Raw genomic sequence first — 18,653 nt, forward strand, 5'->3', positions numbered from 1 at the left:
CCCGTCCCCCCCCTCCCGGGAGGAGAGGAAAAACCCGCCCCCTTTGGGGGGTCCCGTTCCGCTGTCATGAGCCGGAGCTGCTGGTCTGGCCGCCGCTGCCCGGTGCGTCTGCCCTGAGCTGGGCCTGCCGGTCGGGACCTGATTGCCGTGCGCCGGGGCCGGTGGTCAGTTACTGGCGCGTAGCGTTCCACTACGGCTATATAGGCGTACTGCGACGCTATGCGCCAGTACCTGACGAGGCGCACCGGAGAAATGCCCTGCGCCAGTCCCTGAGGACGAGGCGCCCGACAGTTGTGTCAGCCGATCGCGACCCCCAGCAGCGCGCCGATCCCGTAGGTGACCAGTAGGGCGAGGATCCCGCCGACGATCGTGCGGATCGTCGCCGCGCGGGCGCCCGACTCGCCGAGCCGCGCGCTGAGCAGGCCGAGCAGGGCCAGGGCGAGGACCACGGCGAGCATGGTCGCGGGGAGGCGCAGCGCGGGTGGGCTCGCGAGGATCGCGAGCAGCGGGATGACCCCGCCGAGGGTGAAGGAGACCAGGGAGGCGAGCGCCGCGGAGACCGGCGAGACCACGGCCTCCTGCTCCACGCCGTGGCGGAAGCGGGTGTGGGCGGCGAGCGCGTCGCGGCGCTCCATCGAGTCGGCCACTTCCCCCGCCACGTCGCCCGGGATCCCGGACTCGACGAGCGAGGCGATGAGCCGCTCGTGCTCCACGGCGGGCTGCGCGGCGAGGTCGCGGCGGGTGCGCTCGATGAGCGCGGTGTCGGTGTCGCGCTGGGTCGAGACCGAGACGTACTCGCCCATGGCCATCGACAGGGCGCCCGCGACCAGCGAGGCGAGCCCCGCGATGAGCAGCCAGCGGACGTCCGTCGTGGCACCGGCGACGCCGACAGCGAGGCCGGCGACCGAGACGATGCCGTCGTTCGCGCCCAGCACCCCGGCGCGCAGCCGGTTCACGCGGTCCGAGCGGGCGGTCCGCTCCTCGGCCTGCTCCGACGGCAGGGTCGCGGCCGACGACGAGGTCCGGTTCGGTGTCGGATCCGACGGTGCCACCACGACCGGGGCCGAGGGTGCAGCCGCGGTCGACGGTGCAGCCGGGGCCGACGGCGCGGTGGGTGCCGACGACGGGACCGCCCGGGCGGTCGGTTGAGCGGGGGCGGTCGGGCGAGCGGGAGCCGTCGGTCGAGCGACGTCGGGGGCGGGGCGCGGAGGCAGGTCGAGGAGGCTCATGCCCCGAGGATAGTTCTTTGGACTTAATCCAATCAAGCAAGGGGAGGCTAGCCTGACCTGCACAAACAGGTGAGGCTAGCCTTCCCGAAGTGGTCGGAGTGGTCGGGGGAGCGGAGGTCAGGCGGTCGCCGGCACCGGCTCCGTGACGCCCTCCGAGGAGGTCCCGAGCTGTTCCGTGGGCGCCGTCGGCCACCACATGCGCTCGCCGATCAGCGCGAACAGCGCCGGCACCAGCACGGTGCGGACCAGCAGCGTGTCCAGCAGGACCCCGAGTCCGACGATCAGGCCCAGCTGTCCGAGGACGACGAGGGGCAGCACACCGAGCGCCGCGAAGACCGCCGCGAGCACCACGCCCGCGCTCGTGATCACCACGCCCGTGGAGCCGACCGCCCGGACCATGCCGTGCGGGGTGCCATGGGTCGCCGCCTCGTGCCGCGCCCGGTGGACCAGGAAGATCGTGTAGTCCACGCCGAGGGCCACGAGGAACAGGAAGGCCAGCAGTGGCACCGTCACGTCGAGCGCGGGGATGCCCAGCAGGGTCCGCCCCGCGAACAGGCCCAGCCCGATCGCCGCGACGGCGCTGAGCACGTTCACCGCGAGCAGCACGAGCGGTGCGACCACCGCCCGCAGCAGCAGGATCAGCACCGCGAGCACGACCAGCAGGATCAACGGGCCGACGACCACCAGGTCACGGGCGGAGTCGGCGCGCACGTCCACCGCGGTGGCGCTTGTGCCGCCGACGAGGGCGTCGGCACCCGACAGTGCGTGCAGCGCATCCCGCAGCCCCTCGACCTCGTCGGAGGCGGCTGGCGACTCGGGCTCCGCGGAGCCGACGGCGGAGAGGACCGCCCATCCGTCGGCCGTGGTCCCGGTGGTCGCGACGCGCTCGATGCCGGGCACCGACTCGGCCGCCGCGATCGCCGCCTCGGCGGCGTCCTCGCGGACCACGATCCGGTGCGGGGCGCTCTCGCCGGCGCCGTAGTGCTCGGCCATCGTCGCGAAGCCGGTGGAGGACTCGTTCGCCGCGGCGAACTGCTCGTCCTGCGAGAGCCCCACCCGGGTGCCGAGCAGTCCGGTGGCCAGCACCGCCAGGAGCAGCACGGAGCCGACCGCAGCGATCCACGGCCGCCCGGTGACGGCGCGGGCGACGGCCGCGAAGGGGCCGTGCTCCGCCCCGTCACGGCGCTCTGCGTCGTCACGGTGCCCCGCCCCGTCACGGTGTCCCGTGGTCGCGCCCGGTCGCGGGACGAACGGCCAGAACACCCGTCGGCCGCAGACAGCGAGCAGGGAGGTGAGCGGGAACAGCACCGCGACCAGCGCGATCAGCAGCCCCGCCGCGGCGGCGAGGCCGAGGCCGCGGGTCGCGGGCATGACCGCGGCGAGCAGCGTCAGCAGGGCGAGGACGACCGTGATGTTCGAGGCCAGGATCGCCGGGACCGTGCGCCGCCAGGCGAGGGCGAGGGCGGCGCGGTGGTCCTCGGTGCGGTGCAGCTCCTCGCGGTAGCGGGAGATGAGCAGCAGGGCGTAGTTCGTGCCCGCCCCGAACACCAGCACCGAGATGACTCCCGCGTCGAAGGCGAGGGAGAACTGCTCGCCGAGGGTGTCGGTGACGCGCCCGGCGGCACCGTCGGCCAGCGCCACGACCGCGAGCGGCAGCAGCCACAGGATCGGCGAGCGATAGGTGAGCAGGAGCAGCACCGCGACCACGGCGATCGTCACCGCGAGCAGGCGGACATCCGCCCCCGCGAAGGCCCCGCGGATGTCGGAGCCGACAGCGGGACCGCCCGTGATCGACACCGTCAGCCCCTCGGGGGCCGCGTCCCGGGCGGTCTCCCGCAGGTCGGCGATCATCGCGTCGATCGCCTCGGTGTCCGCCTGAGCGTCGACGGTCGTGACCAGCAGGTCCGCCTCGCCGTCCGCGGCGGGCATGGGGCCGATCGCCTCTCGTCCCGAGGTGGTCTGCAGCGCGGTGCGGAGGGTCTCGATCCCGGCGGCGTCCGCGTCGGTGAGCGCGCCGCCGTCGGTCCGGGTGATCACGGCGAAGACCGGCTGGAAGCGGGAGCCCTCGAGGGTGTCGGCGATCGCCGCGGCGCGCGAGGACTCCGAGCTCTCGGGCAGGGCGTCCATCCCGGCGACGGGGCCCCCTCCGCGCATCCCGCCCATCACGGCGAGCAGCAGCACGACGAACACGCCCAGCACCGCCCACGCGGAGCGGCGACCGACGAGCAGGGCGGCGAGGCGCTCGCCGACGGGGCGGCCGACGGGGGCCGGACGGCGCTCGCGGGCGGGAAGGTGCTCGTCGGCGGCTGCGTGGCCGACGGGCGGGGGCGGGGTGGAGGTCGAGGGCACGGGGCATCCTTCGAGGTCGGAGCGGGAAAGCCCCAGATCGGCGGGGCGCTGTCCACGCTAGGAAGCGGCGCCGGAGCCCGGATCAACCCTTCGATGTATTCGACCGTCGGCCCCTGAGGAGTCGGTGGTCCTCGGTAGGGTCGGCGCATGACGCAGCGCCATCTCGTCGGGGCCAGGATCCTCGCGCAGGGACTCGTCGGGTCGGCGCGCTGCGGTTCTCGCGCCGGACGCGGCGCCGAGTCCGCCGCGACCGGCGGCACCGCTGACGCGATCGGCGGCGTCCCGGACGCGACCAGCGGCACCCTCGCGCCCGTCGAGGTCGCGCGCTCCTTCGCCGCCCACCAGGGGCAGGACCTGCCCGGGGTGATCGCCTCCCTCGCGCTGCGCAGCGGCGGGGCGGTCGAGCCGGTGCTCGCCGCCTTCGACCGCGGGGAGATCGTGCGCGGCTACCCGATGCGCGGCACCGTCTTCGCCGTCGCCGCCGACTCCCTCGCCTGGATGACCGAGCTCTGCGTCGCGGGTCCGCTGCGCGCCGCGATCGCCCGCCGCGGGGCGCTCGACCTCGACGAGCGGAGGGTCGAGCGGGCCCGCGAGGTGCTCGTTGCGGCGGCCGAGCCGGTCTCCGCGCCCGGCGTCGGCCGGGGCCTGCTGCGCAGCGAGGTGATGGCGGTCTGGGAAGCGGCGGGGATCGCGACCGGGAGCGGCCGCGGCTACCACCTGATCGCCGAGCTGATCTCCTTCGGCGACATCGCCTACGGGCCGTGGCGCGAGCAGGAGACCGCCGTCGTGCACGCCCCGACCTGGCTGCCCGCCGGCAGCGACCTCGAGGGCGCCTTCGGCGGGGACCGCGAGGCGGCCGCCGCCGAGCTCGCGCTGAGGTATCTGACCAGTCACGGCCCGGCGGGGGAGCGGGACCTCGCCTGGTGGTCGAAGCTGCCTCTCGGCACGGTGCGCCCCGCGATCGCACAGGTCGCGGAGCGGCTCGAGTCCGGATTCGCCGACCGCGACGGGCGCCTCCACGCCCGCCCCGAGGACGCCCGCGGCGGCGACGGGGAGCGGCTCTGGTTCCGGCCCGGCCTCGCCGAGGAGTACGCGGACGCCGAGAAGGACACGATGAAGGAGCTGCTGCTGCCCGGCTTCGACGAGCTCGTGCTCGGCTACCCGGACCGGCTCGCGCTGATCGCCGAGGGCCACCATCCCGCCCTCGCACCCGGCAACAACGGGGTGTTCAAGCGGGCCGCTCTGCGCCGTGGCGAGATCGTCGGCACCTGGACCCGCACCGGCTCGGCCGGGAAGCGCCGCCTCGTGCTCGGGGAGCTCGGCTCGATCTCCGACCCCCAGCGCCGACGTTTCCAGACCCTCTTCGCGCGCTTCCCCTACACCGCCGTCTGAGCGGGGGTTCCGGCGCCCGCGCCCGGTCCCGCCCCAGGTGCCCGTGGTGGAATGGCCCCATGGATCGACCCAGCTACGGCTACAGCGCCGAGGACGCCCCCGAGCCGCAGGCTCCGCCCGTCTGCCCCCGCCACCCCGACCGGGTGAGCTACGTGCGCTGCCAGCGGTGCGAGCGGCCGGTCTGCCCCGACTGCCAGCGACCCGCGGCCGTCGGCGTGCTGTGCGTGGACTGCGCGCGGGACCTCGAGCGCCAGCAGGCGTCCTCCCGGCCGCGCAATGCGATGGGCGGCGCCATGGGCCGCGCGACCCCCGTCGTCAGCTACACGATCATCGCGCTGTGCGTCCTCGCGTACGTCGGGCAGCGGGTGGCGCCGGACCTCGTCGTCCAGCTGGGCATCTTCGCGCCGTTCCGCGCACTCGCGATGCCGTGGACCTTCCTCACCGCCGGCTTCCTGCACGGCGGGATCCTGCACCTCCTGCTGAACATGTACGCGCTGTACGTCTTCGGCCCGCAGCTCGAACGGACGCTCGGGCACTGGCGCTTCGCCGGCATCTACCTGCTGTCCGTCCTCGCCGGCCACACCGCGGTGGTGCTGCTCACCGATCCGCTGAGCCAGAGCTGGTACGGCGGCACGCTGGGGGCGTCCGGCGGCGTGTTCGGCCTGTTCGCGGCCATGTTCATCGTCATCCGACGGATGGGGGCCGACGCCGCCCAGCTGATCGTCCTCATCGCCCTGAACCTGGTGATCACCTTCATGGTGCAGGGCATCTCCTGGCAGGGCCACATCGGCGGGCTGCTCATGGGCGGCGCGCTGACCGCGGGGATGTACGCGCTGCGCCCCAAGGCGCGTCCCGGCTCCGACCGGCAGGCGATCGCCCGACGCTCCGCCCTGCTCCACGCCGGGGTGCTCGCCGCGGGGTTCGTGCTCTGCCTCGCGCTCGTGCTCGGACGGTTCGCGCTGCTGCCTGCCTGAGGCGCGGCACGCCGAGGGGTCTGCCGGTTCGTCGACGCAGGCGCTAGCGTCGGCGCCATGAACGATGCCGCAGGCCCCGACGCCACCGCGACCCCCGCCGACCCCGACGCCTATCTCACCGCCGCCCCCGAAAGGTTCCTCCCCCTGCTGGAGGAGCTGCGGGCCCGGCTCGCCGCTGCGCTGCCCGATGCCGAGGAGTTCGTGGGCTACGGGATGCCCGGCTTCCGGATCGACGGTGCGATCGTCGCCGGATACGCCGCGTTCAGCCGCCAGTGCGGGCTGTACGTCGACGCGGCCGCGATCGCCGAGCACGCCGACGAGATCATCGGGGCGGGGCTCAAGCACACCAAGACCGGGGTCACCTTCACCGTGGCCCGCCCGATCCCGGGCGAGCTCGTCACCCGCCTCGCCCTCGCCTCCCGCGCCGCGCTCGGGGTGTGAGCCCTGCTCGGGGTGTGAGCCCTGCTCGGGGTGTGAGGGTCGGGCGGACGACCACGGCGAGCTGACGCCCCGCCGGTGGCCACGGCGGGAGCGCCGCTGCCCGCGCAGGGCACCCACCTGCGGAACTACACCGGTGTGACTATCCCCAGCTGTGGACGTAGCTGTGGATAACCGTGGATCCGCTGGGGACGTCGACCCGATGACTGTGGAAAACCGGGGATGGGCTGTGGACGGGCAGTGGGCGCAGGAGACTCCCACGAGTCCGCACCGGCGCCGGTCGAGCTCGGCCCACGGCGCACCCGCTCGGATCGGCGCGCGGGCCCCACGTCGCTGACCTGTGGAAATACCGTGGCGTAACCCCCTCTGACCTGGCATGACAGGCCCGGGTCCGGATACTCGTCACCGGTACGGAGATCACGGCGCGATCACGACGGCCACTGTCGCAACACGCCCGGGAAGTCGTTCGCACCTGCGGAACTACAGGTCTGTCATTCCTCCACGACTGTGGACAACGCTGTGGAAAACTCCGGAGGCGAGGCCGATCACATGCCCGGGGTCAGTGCTCGGCACCACCGGGGAGCACGCTGTCCACAGCGGTCTCCCGCGCCGCCATGACCAGTTGCACGATCCCGCGGGCCGTCTCCTCGACGGGCAGGACGTCGGCCGCGGGGACGTGCACGAAGCCGCCGCGCACCCCGGCCAGCTCCGGAACGGTCGCCAGCAGATGCGCGATCCGATAGGCGAGGTCGTTGCAGACATAGGTGCCGGCCGTCTGCGACACCGCCGCGGGCAGGCCCGCCTCCCGCAGCGCCGCGACGATCGCCTTGACCGGGAGGCTCGTGAAGTGTCCGACAGGGCCTCCCGCGATCACCGGCTGGTCGATCGGCGAGGCTCCCGCGCCGTCGGGGATCCGGGCATCGCGGAGGTTGATCGCGACCCGCTCGGGGGTGATCGCGGAGCGGCCGGCCGCCAGTCCGACCGCGATCACCAGCGGCGGTCGCAGGGCGTGCACGGCCTCCTCGAGCAGGTCGCCCGCGTGCCCGAACTCCACCGGGAGCTCGATCGCCTCCACCGCGAGCCCCTTCCCGCGCAGGATCGGGGTCGCGCGCCGCACCGCCTCCCACGACTCGTTGAGGGCGGCCCCGTCGAAGGGCTCGAAGCCGGTCAGCAGCACGTCGTTGGTCATGGAGCCAGGGTAGAGCCGCCCGGACGACCGAGCGGAAAAGCCCTCGAGGGCCCTCGGGGAGTCCCCTACCCTGGGGCGATGTCGACGCTCCCGGACCTCGCCACGCTGTATCCGCCCCTCGGCCTCGTCGTCCGTGCCGGGGAGCTCACGCTGCGCCCGCTGGCCGACGCGGACCTGCCCGAGTACGCCGCGCTCCTCCGTCGGCCGATCTTCGCCGACCCGACCGCCCCCGAGGTGTTCCCCTGGTACCGAGCGGATCCCGAGGAGCGCGAGCTCGACGCGCTGCGCTTCCAGTGGCGGCTGCGCTGCGGCATCGGCCCCGAGGAGTGGACCCTCGCCTTCGGGATCTGGGCCGACGGGCGCTTGATCGGCTCCCAGGACGTGTCCGCCGTGCGCTTCGCCGCGCGGCGCACGGTCACTTCCGGCTCTTGGCTGACGCTCGACGCGCACGGGAACGGGTACGGGACCCTGATGCGGCAGGCGATGCTCGTGCTCGCCTTCGACCACCTCGGCGCGCTGCGGGCCGAGTCCTCCGCCGTCCTCGGCAACGCGCCGTCCTTCGGCGTCTCGCGGGCCTGCGGTTACATCGAGAACGGCACGCAGGTCTCGACCCTGCCCGGATCGAGCGAGGTCGAGCAGCGCTTCCTCGTCACGCCGGAGCTGTTCCGCCGCCCGGCCATGCCGGTCCAGGTCGAGGGGCTCAACCCGGCACTGCGGGGGATGCTCGGCGCCTGAGCTGGTCAGCCCGGGGGACGGCCGTCCACGAACGGGACGTGAGCGGCACCAGACCTGTCATATGCAGGGCACCTGCCGCTCACGTCCCGTCGGTGGACAGTGGCGGAGCCGACGGGGGCCGTCCCCGGCCCTCCGGGGACGGCCGACCCCTACATCGACTCCTGCCACGCCTGGTAGAGCGCCGCGAAGCGCCCGCCCGCGGCGACCAGCTCCGTCGGCGACCCGTCCTCGACCACCTCGCCGCCGTGCACCACCAGCACCCGGTCGGCGATCATCACCGTGGTCAGGCGGTGCGCGATGATCAGCGAGGTGCGGTGGCCGAGCAGCTTGGTGAGTCCCTCCTGGACCATCCGCTCGGAGGGGATGTCCAGCGAGCTGGTGGCCTCGTCGAGGATCAGCACCCGGGGGTCGGCGAGGAAGGCGCGCGCGAAGGAGATCAGCTGCCGCTGCCCCGCCGAGACGCGCCCGCCGCGCTTGTTCACATCGGTGTCGTAGCCGTAGGGGAGCTTCTCGATGAACTCGTCGGCGCCGATCGCCCGCGCCGCCGCCTCGATCTCCTCGCGGCTCGCCCCGGGCTTGCCGAGGGCGATGTTGTCCGCGACCGTGCCGGAGAAGAGGTACGCCTCCTGGGTGACCATCACGATGTTGCGCGTCAGATCGTCCATCGACACGTCCCGCAGGTCCACGCCGTCGAGCTTCACGCTGCCCTCGGTCGCGTCGTAGAAGCGGGCGATGAGCTTCGCGACCGTGGACTTGCCGGCGCCGGTCTGCCCGACCAGCGCGACGGTCTGACCGGCGGGGATGTGCAGGTCCAGCGGCTTGAGCACGAGCGGGCCCGCCTCGCTGTACCGGAAGGAGACGTCCTCGAAGTCCACCTGCCCGCTCGAGGTGGGCAGCGGCGTCGGGGACTCGGCCTCCTTCACGTGCGGCTGCATTGCCAGCAGGTTCGCGATCTTCTCGAGCGCCGCCACGGCGGACTGGAAGGAGTTGTAGAAGTTCGCGATCTCGTCGACCGGCTGGAAGAAGCGCCGCGAGTACAGCACGAGCGCGACCAGCACGCCGACCTGCAGGTCGCCCTGCAGCACCCGGAAGCCGCCCACCACGAGCACCGCCGCGATGGTGATGTTCGCGAGCACGCGCAGCGCCGGCTGGTAGATGCCGAAGACATTGATCGAGCGCATCGAGGCGTCGCGGTAGTCCTGCGCGAGGGTGTCGAACTCCGCCTGGTTGCGGTCCTCCTTGCGGAAGGCCTTCACCGCGCGGATCCCGGCCATCGCCTCGACGAAGTGGACGATCAGCCGCGCCGAGTGGGTGCGGATCGCGCGGTACTCGACGGCCGAGCGCTTCTGGAACCAGACCGTCAGCGCCACGCAGGGGATCAGCATCAGCAGCATGACCAGGCCCGTCACCGGGTCCATGCCCACGATCAGCACGATCGTGAAGACCATCGACAGCGAGGCGCCGACCATGACGTTCACGCCCGAGTCGAGCAGCTCGCGCAGTGCCTCCATGTCGGAGGTCTGGCGCGAGACGATGCGGCCCGAGGTGTATGACTCGTGGAACTCGAGGTCCTGCTTCTGGGTGAAGCGGAAGACCTTCCGCCGCAGCGCGAGCAGCATCCGCTGTCCCACCACGACGGACTGGCGCACGTAGCCGAAGGTCAGCAGGCCGCCCACGATCGCGGCGCCGACGGCGAGGGCCGCCGCCTGGATCGCCGGGGTGGCATCGCCCTCGAGCAGCGAGGGCAGGCCGTGGTCGATGCCCCAGGCGATGATCGCGGGACCGGCGACGACGGCCAGCTGCGCGACGACCACCATGATCGCCATCAGCAGGAACTGGCCCTTGACCGGCGAGACCAGCTCGCCGAGCAGGGCGAAGGAGCGGCGCCGGGAGGACTTGGCCTCCTCGGCGGTGAGGGCGCCGCCGTCGGCGCCGTCCTGGTCGAGCGGAGCGGTGGTGGTCATCGGCCCTCCTCCTGGATGGCGCGGAGCTCGAGCTCGCCGGTGAGCGTCTCGATGTCCTGGTCGCGGCGGCGCTCCTCCTCCTGGTTGGCGATCACCCAGCGGTACCGGGCGGAGGTGGCCATGAGCTCTGTGTGGGTGCCGACGGCGACGACGCGGCCGTCGTCGAGCAGGGCGACGCGGTCGGCGAGGGCGACGGTCGAGGTGCGGTGCGCGACGATCAGCGTGGTCGTGCCCTGCAGCACCTCGCGGAGGCGGCCGGTGACGGTCTCCTCGGTCCGGGTGTCGAGGGCGGAGAGCGGATCGTCGAGCAGCAGTACGGCGGGCATGGCGGCGATCGCGCGGGCGAGGGCCAGTCGCTGGCGCTGGCCGCCGGAGAGGCTCATGCCCTCCTCACCGATGCGGGTGTCGACGCCGTCGGGCAGGTCGTAGGCGTAGGTCGCGTCGGCCGTGCGCAAGGCGAGGTGCAGCAGCTCCTCGGACTCGGCCTCCGAGAGCGTCGGATCGGCGCCCAGCAGCACGTTCTCCCGCACCGAGTCGGAGAACAGGGTGGCGTCCTCGAAGGCGACAGCGGTGAGGGTGCGCAGGGTGACCAGGTCCATGTCGCGGATGTCGACGCCGTCGATGGTGATCGCACCGCCGGTGACGTCGTAGAGCCGCGGCACGAGCTGCAGCAGCGTCGACTTGCCGCTGCCGGTCACGCCCACGAGGGCCATGGTCTCGCCGGGGAGGATCTCGAGGTCCGCCCCGTCGAGGACGTCGGTGACGTGCGCGGGGGCGTCCTCGTACCGGAAGTGCACGCCCTCGAGCCGCACCGCGCCGCGGGCCGTCGCCGGATCGACCACGACCGGCTGCTCGGGCGAGACGATGGCGTTCACCGTGTCCATCACCTCGTAGTGGCGGTCCAGCGCGGTGGTCGCGTTCACGGCCTGGCCCAGCAGCATGCCGAGCATCCGCACGGGGCCGACGACGAGGGTGGCGGTGGCGAAGTAGGAGGCGAGCTGGCCGGTGGTGATGCTCCCCTCGGCCGTGAGGTGCAGGCCCACCAGCAGCGCCACGCCGAGCGCGGCCTCGGGCAGCATGAACATGAACATGTCGAAGCGGGCCATCGAGGTCGCCTTGCGCACCTCGGTGCGGCGCAGCTCCTCGGCCTGCTCGGTGAAGCCCTCGAGCGCGGAGGGGCCGCGACCGAAGGCCTTGAGCACGCGGATGCCCTGCACGGACTGCTCGATCGTGGTGGCGAGGTCGCCGTTCTGGTCCTGCGAGAGGCGCGAGAGGACCGAGAAGGAGCGGTTGAAGCGGTAGGCGATGATGCTCACCGGCACCGCGGCGACGAAGAAGATCAGCGCGAGGATCGCGCTGGAGCGGATCAGCAGCACCATGCCCACGGTCACCGTGACGACGTTGGTGACGGCCATGATCATGCCGAAGGCGACCCAGCGGCGGATCTGGTTGATGTCGGTGAGCATGCGGGAGAGCAGCTGGCCCGAGCCCCAGCCGTCGTGGAAGCTGACCGGCAGGTGCTGGACCTTCTCGTAGAAGCTGACGCGGATCTGCTTCTCGACGGTGGTGGAGGGGGCGACGGCGAAGGTGCGGCGCAGCCAGATGAGGGTGGCCTCGACGATGCCGAGGGCGAGCACGATCGCGCCGCCCGTCCAGATGGTGATGGCGGTGGCGTCGTCGCCGAGGCGGTTGACGATGAATTCGAGGACCTGCGGGATCATGAGCGCGACGATGGACGCGGTCATGGCGCTGAGCAGGCCGAGATAGAGGCGGATGCGGATGGGGCGGACCGTCTGCCAGAGGCGGCTCATGGTGCCGAGCATGGGGAAAGAATCCTCGGGGGGGAGTTCGCCCCCGACTGTCGGGGACGAAGTCTTAGCCTAGTCAACTATTCCCACGTCTGACAGCGCATTCCAGGGCGGGTCGCGACGAATTGTCGGAGTGGTGGGGGAGAGCAGGGTTCCGGTCCGTGCTGATGGGCCGACGGGACGCCGGTGAGGCGAGCTGCAGATATATGCACCTCGCATCACGGAGCGCCCGCCGGCGACGATCCCGCCGGGCCGACGGCGGGACGGGGGGATCGTCGCCGGCGGGCGATGCCGGGGTGAACCGGCCGACGGGGGACGGGGAGCCGGGTGCGGGGGCTGTCTGCCCCTCAGGCGCCGGGCTCGATCTCGCTCCACTCGCTGTAGGCGGCGTCGGACAGCAGCGCGGCGGCCCCGGCGGAGGCGGCGGTCACGGTCAGCACCGCGGGCCAGGCGCCGATCCGCTTCGCGAGGGGATGGGAGAGGCCGAAGCCGAGCACGTAGGCCGTGCCGAGCACGGCCGTGGTGGCGGGGCCGCGGCGGGCGAGCCAGGTGCGGCCCGCGTAGATCCCGGCGGCGGCGAGGACCACCCCGCCGAGCGGCCGGATCCCGGTCTCCCGGGCCGTCAGCCATCCGCCGATCAGCCCCGCGGCGACGACGGGGGCGGTCTTCACGGACTCGGCGGGCTTGATCGCGATGCTCATGGTTCCGAGCCTACGACGGACGCCTCGGCGGCGGCTGGGACGGCGGGTCCTCGCAGAGGAGGGAAGGGTCGGCTCCGGCTGTTCCGGACCTCGGCTCAGCGCACCACCGCGGCACCGTGGGCCGGGACCGTCCCGTCGGGCGCAGGGCCGACCCCGTCGAGCATGTCCGCGCCGCTGACCGCCTCGAGCACCGAGCCCGGCGCGGGGCGCTCCTCGTCGCCGAGGTTCAACACCAGGGTGAGGGGGCGCGGGTCCGCTCCGCCCGCCGAGGCGACGCCCGGCGAGGCGGCCGACGGGGTCAGCGTGATCTGTGCCCAGGTGTTCGTCAGGGTGCCCTCGTCGACCGTGACCGAGGCGGTGGAGAGCCAGGGCTCGCGGCGGCGCAGGGCGAACAGGCGCCGGTGCACCTCGAGGATCCGCGGTGCCGCGGCGGGGCTGAGCAGAGCGAGGTGCTGCGGGGAGCCGCCGCCCTCGACCGGTTCGGCGCTCCCGGCGGGAGCCGGCCCGTCGGCCAGCGACCCCGCGGCCCCCGCCGACCCCTCCGCCCCCGCCGCCGCCGGATCCGCGGGGAAGGCGGGCCGCACCGCATCGTCCCCGCCGGGCCGCTCCTCCTTGACCCCGACCGCGCCGAACTCGTCCCCGGCGTAGATCGCCGGGATGCCGGGCAGCAGCGCGAGCAGGGCGTAGGCGGCGGCGAGGTCGCGGCCGTCCTCGAGCTGGGAGGCGATACGGGTGGTGTCGTGGTTGCCGAGGAAGGTGAGCGGATGCGCGCCGCCGTCGGCGGCGAGGAACTCCGCATGACGGCCCAGGGCGTGCTCGAGCTCGAACAGGTTGCGGTCCCGCAGCGAGGACCAGATCGCCTTCCACAGCTCGTACTGGGTGATCGAGTCCGCCCCCGACGCGGTCGCGAAGCCCGGGTAGTCGCCGTGGATCACCTCGCCGAGGATCCAGGCGTCCGGGTGCTCGGCCCGCACCCGCTCGAGGATCGGGGCCCAGGCCTCCGGGCCCGCCGCGTACATCGCGTCGAGCCGCCAGCCGTCGACGCCGCGGCGCAGCCATCCGGTCATGACGTCGACGATCGAGTCCTGCACCACCGAGTCGGCGAGGTCCAGCTCGATCAGGTCCCCGTTGCCCTCGAAGCCGTAGGGATGCTCGCCGGACCAGCGGATGTGCGCGCCCTCCGGGGCGTGGGGGCCGACGGCGATCGCGCGGCGCGCGACCGGGTGCAGCTCCGAGACGTGGTTGAACACCCCGTCGAGGACCACTCGGATCCCGCGCTCCCGGCAGGCGGCGAGCAGGGCGTCGAGGTCGCGCTCATCGCCCAGGCGCGGGTCGAGCCGGCGGTGGTCGAGGGTGTCGTAGCCGTGGGAGACCGCGTCGAAGATCGGATTCAGCAGGAGCACATTCGCACCGAGGGACACCAGGTGATCGAGCCATCCGGCGATCCGCCCGAGCCGGTGCACGACGTTCTCCCCGTCGGCCCCGCCGTAGCCCTCGCCGCCCAGGTCCTCACGGTGCCGGGGCGCGCCGCAGAAGCCCAGCGGGTAGACCTGCCAGCAGATCGCGTCGCGGATCCAGGCGGGGGCGGAGAACGGCGCTGTCGTGGTCATGGCGCCATCGTAGGCGCGGGTCGGCGGTGGCGAGGGTGCGGTGCCAGGGGTCGTGGGTGACGGCCGGCGGCGCAGGGCGGAGGGTCGGGACATCGGCTGTCCGGACAGCGGACGCCCGGTCATGGATCGCGCGGACGCCGGGTGCGGGAGCGGCGGGACCGTGATGGGATGGCGGAGCCGACGTCCCCTGCCTGCCGGGGCAGCGTCCCGCCGCACCGCTCACCGAGGAGAGACATGATCCGCCTGCGCACCGACTTCTTCGCCGAGTCCCTCGGCATGGGCACCTCCATGAACGTGCTGATGCCGCAGGCCGCCTCCGGCATCGGCATGGAGGGCGCCGACGCGACCAACGGCGCCGACGGAGCGCGCGGCGTGCCCGTCCTCTACCTCCTGCACGGCCTCAGCGACGACTGCACCATCTGGGAGCGCCGCACCTCGATCGAGCGCTACGCGACCGAGAAGGGGATCGCCGTGGTGATGCCCGAGGTGCGCCGCTCGTTCTACTCCGACGAGGCGGTGGGCGAGAAGTACTGGACCTTCATCGCCGAGGAGCTGCCGCAGCTCGTGGCGCGCACCTTCCACGTCTCCACCGCCCGGGAGGACACCTTCGTCGCCGGCCTGTCGATGGGCGGCTTCGGCGCCTTCAAGCTCGCCCTGAACCACCCCGATCGCTTCGCCGCCGCGGCGAGCCTGTCCGGGGCGCTCGACGTGACGAGCCTCGATCTGAGCTGGACCGGGACCCTCGGCGAGCGGGTCTGGGGCGGTCGCGACGTATCCGGCACCGCCGATGACCTGGTGGGCCTCGTCCAGCGCGCCGACCCCACCGCGCTGCCCGCCCTCTTCCTCGACTGCGGCACCGAGGACGGCCTGATCAGCCAGAACGAGCGCTTCATCGCCGCTGCCGAGGAGCACTCCGTCGACCTCACCTCCCGCCTCCGCCCCGGCGACCACACCTGGGAGTTCTGGGACGAGGGCATCCAGGACGTCCTGGACTGGCTGCCGATCCGCGGCTGAGCCGACGCGCGGCGGGACCAGCACGCGGCGGGACCAGCACGCGTCGGACGGCGGTGCCCCGCGGACGGCGCTGCCGGCCCCGTCGGCCGTGCGAGACGATGGACCGGACCCTGCGGCGCCGCCCCGTCGGCCCGCCCCCACGACCCCGGGAGTTCACATGGCCGTCTTCGCCGTCCAGTACACGTACCTCGACGACGCTCAGCGCCTGGCGACGTTCCGTCCGGAGCACCGCGAGCACCTCGCCGAGCTGCACCGCGACGGGACGCTGCTGCTGTCCGGGCCGCTGGACGACGGCTCGGAGGCGCTGCTGATCGTCGTCGCGGACTCCGCCGAGGATGCGCTCGCGGCGCTCGACGGCGACCCGTTCAAGCGCGAGGGCGTCATCGTGGATCGCGTCGCGCGCGAGTGGAACGTCGTGATCGGTCAGCTGCCGGGAGCCTGAGGGCCGCCCGCGCCGGGCATGGGGCCGCGCTCGCCGTCGGGCCACGTCGCTGTCGGCGGCTCCTCTCGCGCGGCCTCGTCCTGCAGGGCGAACAGCTCGGCCGGGGACTCGACGCGCCGGGCGTGATCGCCGATCAGCACCAGTGGCAGCGCTTTCTCCCCGCCGTGCTCCTGGAGCAGCGCCATGGCGTCGGCGTCGCGGCGCACGTTCACCCAGACCAGGTCCGCGCGGGGGCCGCGCAGGCCGGTCTGCAGCCGCGCCGACCCCGGATCGCCCGGCGCCCACAGCACGAGGGTCGCCCCGCCGGCACCGGCCTCGCGGGCGAGGGCGAGGCTCGTGTGCGGGCCGGAGCGCAGCGGGCTCGTCCAGTACGCCATGAACAGGGAGAACAGACCCACCGCGATCGCGGCGAGCAGCTGATCCACGGCCACCAGCAGCGCCGACAGCACCGCGCCGCCGACGATCATCAGCGCGGGCCGCAGCCACGCCGTCACGGGGGTCCGGGACGCAGGGGAGGTCGGTTCGGTGCCGGGCATCCGTCCAGGGTACGGCCGACGGCTGGGCTGGTGCGGGGACCGCTGCGCCGTATGCCGTGCGTCAGATCAGGGCGGCGGTGTCGAGACGTTCGCGGGTCTGCTCCACAAGGGCGTCGCGCAGGGCGGCGACCGCGGGGATCGACTGGGCACCGCGGCGGTTGATGAGGCCGATCATGCGGTTGTCGAGCCCGGCGAGGGGCCGCACCCGCACCTGGTCGTTCGGTGCCGCCTCGAGGGAGGTCTCGGGCATGAGCGCGACCCCGCCACCGTGCTGGATGAGGCGCTGCACCACGATCGAGTCGTCGGTCGAATGGCGCACCGTCGGCACGAAGCCGGCGCGGCGCGCGCTCGAGATGAGGTTCGCCCGACACCGTTTGCAGCCCGCGATCCACGGCTCGGCGGCCAAGTCGGCGAGGGTCAGCTCGGGGTCGTCCGCGCGGGGATGGTCCTGCGGGAGCACGAGCATCACCCGGTCCTCGAGCAGCGGGCTCCACTCGAGGGTGCCCTCGTCGGTGAGATCGCTGCACGGATAGCGGAACACGAGGGCCACGTCGAGCTCGCCCTCGCGGACCGCATCCACCGCCTCCGGCGGCTCGAGCTCGCGGAAGGTGACGTCGAGATCGGGCGCAGTGCTCGAGAGGGTCGCGAGGACCGGCGGGAGCAGCACCGCCGCGGCCGACGGGAAGGTCCCGAAGCGCACCGAGCCGCGGCGCAGTGCCGTGATGTCCGCGAGCTCCTGCTCGGCCGCATCGAGCTGCGCGGCGATCGCCTCCGCGTGCGAGGCCAGCCGACGCCCCGCCTCGGTGGGCGTGATCCCCGCGGACGAGCGCAGCAGCAGCTGCGTGCCGACCTCCTTCTCGAGGGCGGCGAGGTGCTGGGACACGGCCGGCTGGGTCCAGCCCAGCTCGCGCGCGCCCGCGCCGATCGAGCCGTTGCGCACCACGGTCCGGAAGATGAGAAGCCTGCGGGGATCCATGGCGTTCATGGTAGTCGCGGGTGGCAAGGTCTGCTTATGGGGTGGGGCACACCGGTCAGGTTGAGGCTCCCGATTCGTCGAGCGGCCTCGCCGGCGTGCAGCTCCCAAGGTGTCGGGCGGCCTCGCCGGCATGGCGCTCTTCACCGAGGCGTCGGAAAGGTGCTGTTCAGAGCCGTTTGGCAGACGTCTCCTACCCCTCGGCGGGAGAGGGGGCGGAAGTGTGCGTTGAGGAGTAGGAAAGGTGCCGTTCCGCGGGGTGTGCGGCACGTTTCCTACCCCTCGGCGGGGCTAGGGGAGGGCGTGGAGCGCAGGGCCGGGAGGCCCCGCCCCCTCCCGCTCAGTCGAGGATCGCGTACGCCTCGACCTCGACCATCACGTCCGGCTCGAAGAGGTAGTCGATGCCGATCACGGACAGCGGCGGCAGCGGCTGCGGGATCCCGAGCTCACCGACGACGCTGTTCAGCCCGGCCATGAAGGGCTCCAGCATCTCGGGCTGCCAGCGGGCCACGAAGAAGCGCAGGCGCACCACGTTGGAGAAGTCGGCGCCGGCTCCGGCGAGGCCCCGCGCGGTGTTGCGCAGGGCATGGGCGAGCTGGCCCGCGAGGTCGCCGGGGGCCACCACGGTCCCGACCTCGTCGCGGTTGATCTGGCCCGCGACGTGGACGTGACGGGTTCCCGTGGCGACGGAGACGTGGTGGTAGGGGACGGGCTGGAACATGCCCTCGGGGGTGAGCAGCTCGACGGTCATGGTGGGTGCCTTCCGGTCGGTGGATTCGGTATCCGATGTCTACCTGGTGTCCGAAAGGCACTTCAACGAGACTAGGTGTCATGACGGATACCACCCAGATCACGCCCGAGCAACGAGAACTGCTGGCCCAGGTGCTCGACAAGTGGTCGCTGCACGTGCTCGACCGGCTCTGCGAGCACCCGCACCGCTTCAACGAGCTCCGCCGCACGATTCCGTCCCTGACCCAGAAGTCCCTCACCACCACCCTGCGCAGGCTCGAGCGGAACGGGATGATCGAGAGGACGATGCTGAGCACCAGGCCCATCGCCGTCGAGTACCGGCTCACCCCGCTCAGCGCCTCGCTGCAGTCGCTGCTCGACGCCCTGCTCGACTGGTCCGGAGCGAATCTCCCGGCCGTCCGGCGTGCGCGGGAGGAGTACGAGGCCGCCCGCGACCTGGAGGATCACGGCGGCGAGGGTGCTGGTGTGGCCGCCGAGGCGTAGGAAACGTGCCGGAGGGCGAGCTGAGGCGTAGGAAACCTGCCCGGTGGCGCCCCGGTGCCGTGCCGG

At 73.0% G+C, this 18,653-nt stretch carries 17 protein-coding genes; 7 read left to right on the forward strand and 10 right to left on the reverse strand.

Features of this window, described 5'->3' with window-relative positions; genetic code table 11:
• Positions 1–296 precede the first annotated feature (296 nt).
• Positions 297–1,229 carry a VIT1/CCC1 transporter family protein gene (locus tag V1258_RS14725; protein WP_329750384.1) on the reverse strand — a complete coding sequence of 311 codons (933 nt, stop codon included), beginning with the start codon at positions 1,227–1,229 and terminating at the stop codon, positions 297–299.
• 117 nt (positions 1,230–1,346) lie between these two features.
• Positions 1,347–3,578, reverse strand: coding sequence for an MMPL family transporter (locus V1258_RS14730; protein ID WP_329750385.1), 2,232 nt, complete (start codon positions 3,576–3,578; stop codon positions 1,347–1,349).
• A gap of 147 nt (positions 3,579–3,725) precedes the next feature.
• Between V1258_RS14730 and V1258_RS14735 the strand changes: the two genes are divergently transcribed.
• Genes V1258_RS14735 through V1258_RS14745 form a run of 3 tightly spaced genes read left to right on the forward strand, consistent with a single transcriptional unit; the run spans position 3,726 to position 6,385 of the window.
• Complete coding sequence (locus V1258_RS14735; RefSeq protein WP_329750386.1) at positions 3,726–4,970, forward strand: DNA glycosylase AlkZ-like family protein; 1,245 nt, start codon at positions 3,726–3,728, stop codon at positions 4,968–4,970.
• Between the two features lie 59 nt (positions 4,971–5,029).
• A complete protein-coding gene (locus tag V1258_RS14740; protein WP_329750387.1) occupies positions 5,030–5,944 on the forward strand; it encodes a rhomboid family intramembrane serine protease in 915 nt (304 codons plus the stop codon).
• A gap of 57 nt (positions 5,945–6,001) precedes the next feature.
• Positions 6,002–6,385, forward strand: coding sequence for an iron chaperone (locus tag V1258_RS14745; protein ID WP_329750388.1), 384 nt, complete (start codon positions 6,002–6,004; stop codon positions 6,383–6,385).
• A gap of 556 nt (positions 6,386–6,941) precedes the next feature.
• Here V1258_RS14745 and V1258_RS14750 read toward each other — a convergent pair.
• A complete protein-coding gene (locus V1258_RS14750; protein WP_329750389.1) occupies positions 6,942–7,571 on the reverse strand; it encodes a pyroglutamyl-peptidase I in 630 nt (209 codons plus the stop codon).
• Between the two features lie 78 nt (positions 7,572–7,649).
• On the opposite strand from V1258_RS14750, the gene V1258_RS14755 reads away from it, so the two are divergent.
• Positions 7,650–8,306, forward strand: a complete 657-nt coding sequence (locus V1258_RS14755; protein ID WP_329750390.1) for a GNAT family N-acetyltransferase — start codon at positions 7,650–7,652, stop codon at positions 8,304–8,306.
• A gap of 149 nt (positions 8,307–8,455) precedes the next feature.
• Here the strand turns inward: V1258_RS14755 and V1258_RS14760 are convergent, their stop codons facing one another.
• The 4 genes from V1258_RS14760 to V1258_RS14775 form a co-directional block, all read right to left on the reverse strand.
• Entirely contained in the window at positions 8,456–10,270 is a 1,815-nt protein-coding gene (locus V1258_RS14760; RefSeq protein WP_329750391.1) for an ABC transporter ATP-binding protein, read from the reverse strand.
• Entirely contained in the window at positions 10,267–12,093 is a 1,827-nt protein-coding gene (locus V1258_RS14765; protein WP_329750392.1) for an ABC transporter ATP-binding protein, read from the reverse strand. Before V1258_RS14765 ends, V1258_RS14760 begins: the two co-directional genes overlap by 4 nt.
• Positions 12,094–12,425: 332 nt before the next feature.
• Positions 12,426–12,779 carry a hypothetical protein gene (locus V1258_RS14770; protein WP_329750393.1) on the reverse strand — a complete coding sequence of 118 codons (354 nt, stop codon included), beginning with the start codon at positions 12,777–12,779 and terminating at the stop codon, positions 12,426–12,428.
• Positions 12,780–12,874: 95 nt separating this feature from the next.
• Entirely contained in the window at positions 12,875–14,389 is a 1,515-nt protein-coding gene (locus V1258_RS14775) for an alpha-amylase family glycosyl hydrolase (RefSeq protein ID WP_329750394.1), read from the reverse strand.
• A gap of 234 nt (positions 14,390–14,623) precedes the next feature.
• Between V1258_RS14775 and V1258_RS14780 the strand changes: the two genes are divergently transcribed.
• Together V1258_RS14780 and V1258_RS14785 are read left to right on the forward strand one after the other, a co-directional pair.
• Entirely contained in the window at positions 14,624–15,403 is a 780-nt protein-coding gene (locus V1258_RS14780; RefSeq protein WP_329750395.1) for an alpha/beta hydrolase, read from the forward strand.
• A 157-nt stretch (positions 15,404–15,560) separates the two neighbouring features.
• Positions 15,561–15,845 carry a YciI family protein gene (locus V1258_RS14785; RefSeq protein ID WP_329750396.1) on the forward strand — a complete coding sequence of 95 codons (285 nt, stop codon included), beginning with the start codon at positions 15,561–15,563 and terminating at the stop codon, positions 15,843–15,845.
• On the opposite strand, the gene V1258_RS14790 is transcribed toward V1258_RS14785, so the two are convergent.
• The 3 genes from V1258_RS14790 to V1258_RS14800 form a co-directional block, all read right to left on the reverse strand.
• Complete coding sequence (locus V1258_RS14790) at positions 15,827–16,381, reverse strand: hypothetical protein (protein WP_329750397.1); 555 nt, start codon at positions 16,379–16,381, stop codon at positions 15,827–15,829. The genes V1258_RS14785 and V1258_RS14790 overlap by 19 nt on opposite strands.
• A 61-nt stretch (positions 16,382–16,442) precedes the next feature.
• On the reverse strand, positions 16,443–17,357 hold the full coding sequence (locus V1258_RS14795; protein WP_329750398.1) for a LysR family transcriptional regulator: 915 nt from the start codon (positions 17,355–17,357) through the stop codon (positions 16,443–16,445).
• A 337-nt stretch (positions 17,358–17,694) separates the two neighbouring features.
• Positions 17,695–18,105: a RidA family protein gene (locus tag V1258_RS14800; protein WP_329750399.1), complete on the reverse strand. Its 411-nt coding sequence runs from the start codon at positions 18,103–18,105 to the stop codon at positions 17,695–17,697.
• 80 nt (positions 18,106–18,185) lie between these two features.
• Between V1258_RS14800 and V1258_RS14805 the strand changes: the two genes are divergently transcribed.
• Complete coding sequence (locus V1258_RS14805) at positions 18,186–18,587, forward strand: winged helix-turn-helix transcriptional regulator (RefSeq protein WP_329750400.1); 402 nt, start codon at positions 18,186–18,188, stop codon at positions 18,585–18,587.
• Positions 18,588–18,653 lie beyond the last annotated feature (66 nt).

It is taken from the genome of Brachybacterium sp. J153, from assembly GCF_036311905.1.
Taxonomy (GTDB): Bacteria; Actinomycetota; Actinomycetes; order Actinomycetales; family Dermabacteraceae; genus Brachybacterium.

Excerpts from the sequence above, each read along its gene's own strand:
- V1258_RS14750 (WP_329750389.1), bottom strand. The coding sequence starts at position 7,571 with ATGACCAACGACGTGCTGCTGACCGGCTTCGAGCCCTTCGACGGGGCC.
- V1258_RS14795 (WP_329750398.1), bottom strand. The coding sequence starts at position 17,357 with ATGGATCCCCGCAGGCTTCTCATCTTCCGGACCGTGGTGCGCAACGGC.
- V1258_RS14745 (WP_329750388.1), top strand. The coding sequence starts at position 6,002 with ATGAACGATGCCGCAGGCCCCGACGCCACCGCGACCCCCGCCGACCCC.
- V1258_RS14755 (WP_329750390.1), top strand. The coding sequence starts at position 7,650 with ATGTCGACGCTCCCGGACCTCGCCACGCTGTATCCGCCCCTCGGCCTC.
- V1258_RS14765 (WP_329750392.1), bottom strand. The coding sequence starts at position 12,093 with ATGCTCGGCACCATGAGCCGCCTCTGGCAGACGGTCCGCCCCATCCGC.
- V1258_RS14735 (WP_329750386.1), top strand. The coding sequence starts at position 3,726 with ATGACGCAGCGCCATCTCGTCGGGGCCAGGATCCTCGCGCAGGGACTC.
- V1258_RS14740 (WP_329750387.1), top strand. The coding sequence starts at position 5,030 with ATGGATCGACCCAGCTACGGCTACAGCGCCGAGGACGCCCCCGAGCCG.
- V1258_RS14805 (WP_329750400.1), top strand. The coding sequence starts at position 18,186 with ATGACGGATACCACCCAGATCACGCCCGAGCAACGAGAACTGCTGGCC.
- V1258_RS14780 (WP_329750395.1), top strand. The coding sequence starts at position 14,624 with ATGATCCGCCTGCGCACCGACTTCTTCGCCGAGTCCCTCGGCATGGGC.
- V1258_RS14725 (WP_329750384.1), bottom strand. The coding sequence starts at position 1,229 with ATGAGCCTCCTCGACCTGCCTCCGCGCCCCGCCCCCGACGTCGCTCGA.
- V1258_RS14770 (WP_329750393.1), bottom strand. The coding sequence starts at position 12,779 with ATGAGCATCGCGATCAAGCCCGCCGAGTCCGTGAAGACCGCCCCCGTC.
- V1258_RS14785 (WP_329750396.1), top strand. The coding sequence starts at position 15,561 with ATGGCCGTCTTCGCCGTCCAGTACACGTACCTCGACGACGCTCAGCGC.
- V1258_RS14800 (WP_329750399.1), bottom strand. The coding sequence starts at position 18,105 with ATGACCGTCGAGCTGCTCACCCCCGAGGGCATGTTCCAGCCCGTCCCC.
- V1258_RS14790 (WP_329750397.1), bottom strand. The coding sequence starts at position 16,381 with ATGCCCGGCACCGAACCGACCTCCCCTGCGTCCCGGACCCCCGTGACG.
- V1258_RS14760 (WP_329750391.1), bottom strand. The coding sequence starts at position 10,270 with ATGACCACCACCGCTCCGCTCGACCAGGACGGCGCCGACGGCGGCGCC.
- V1258_RS14775 (WP_329750394.1), bottom strand. The coding sequence starts at position 14,389 with ATGACCACGACAGCGCCGTTCTCCGCCCCCGCCTGGATCCGCGACGCG.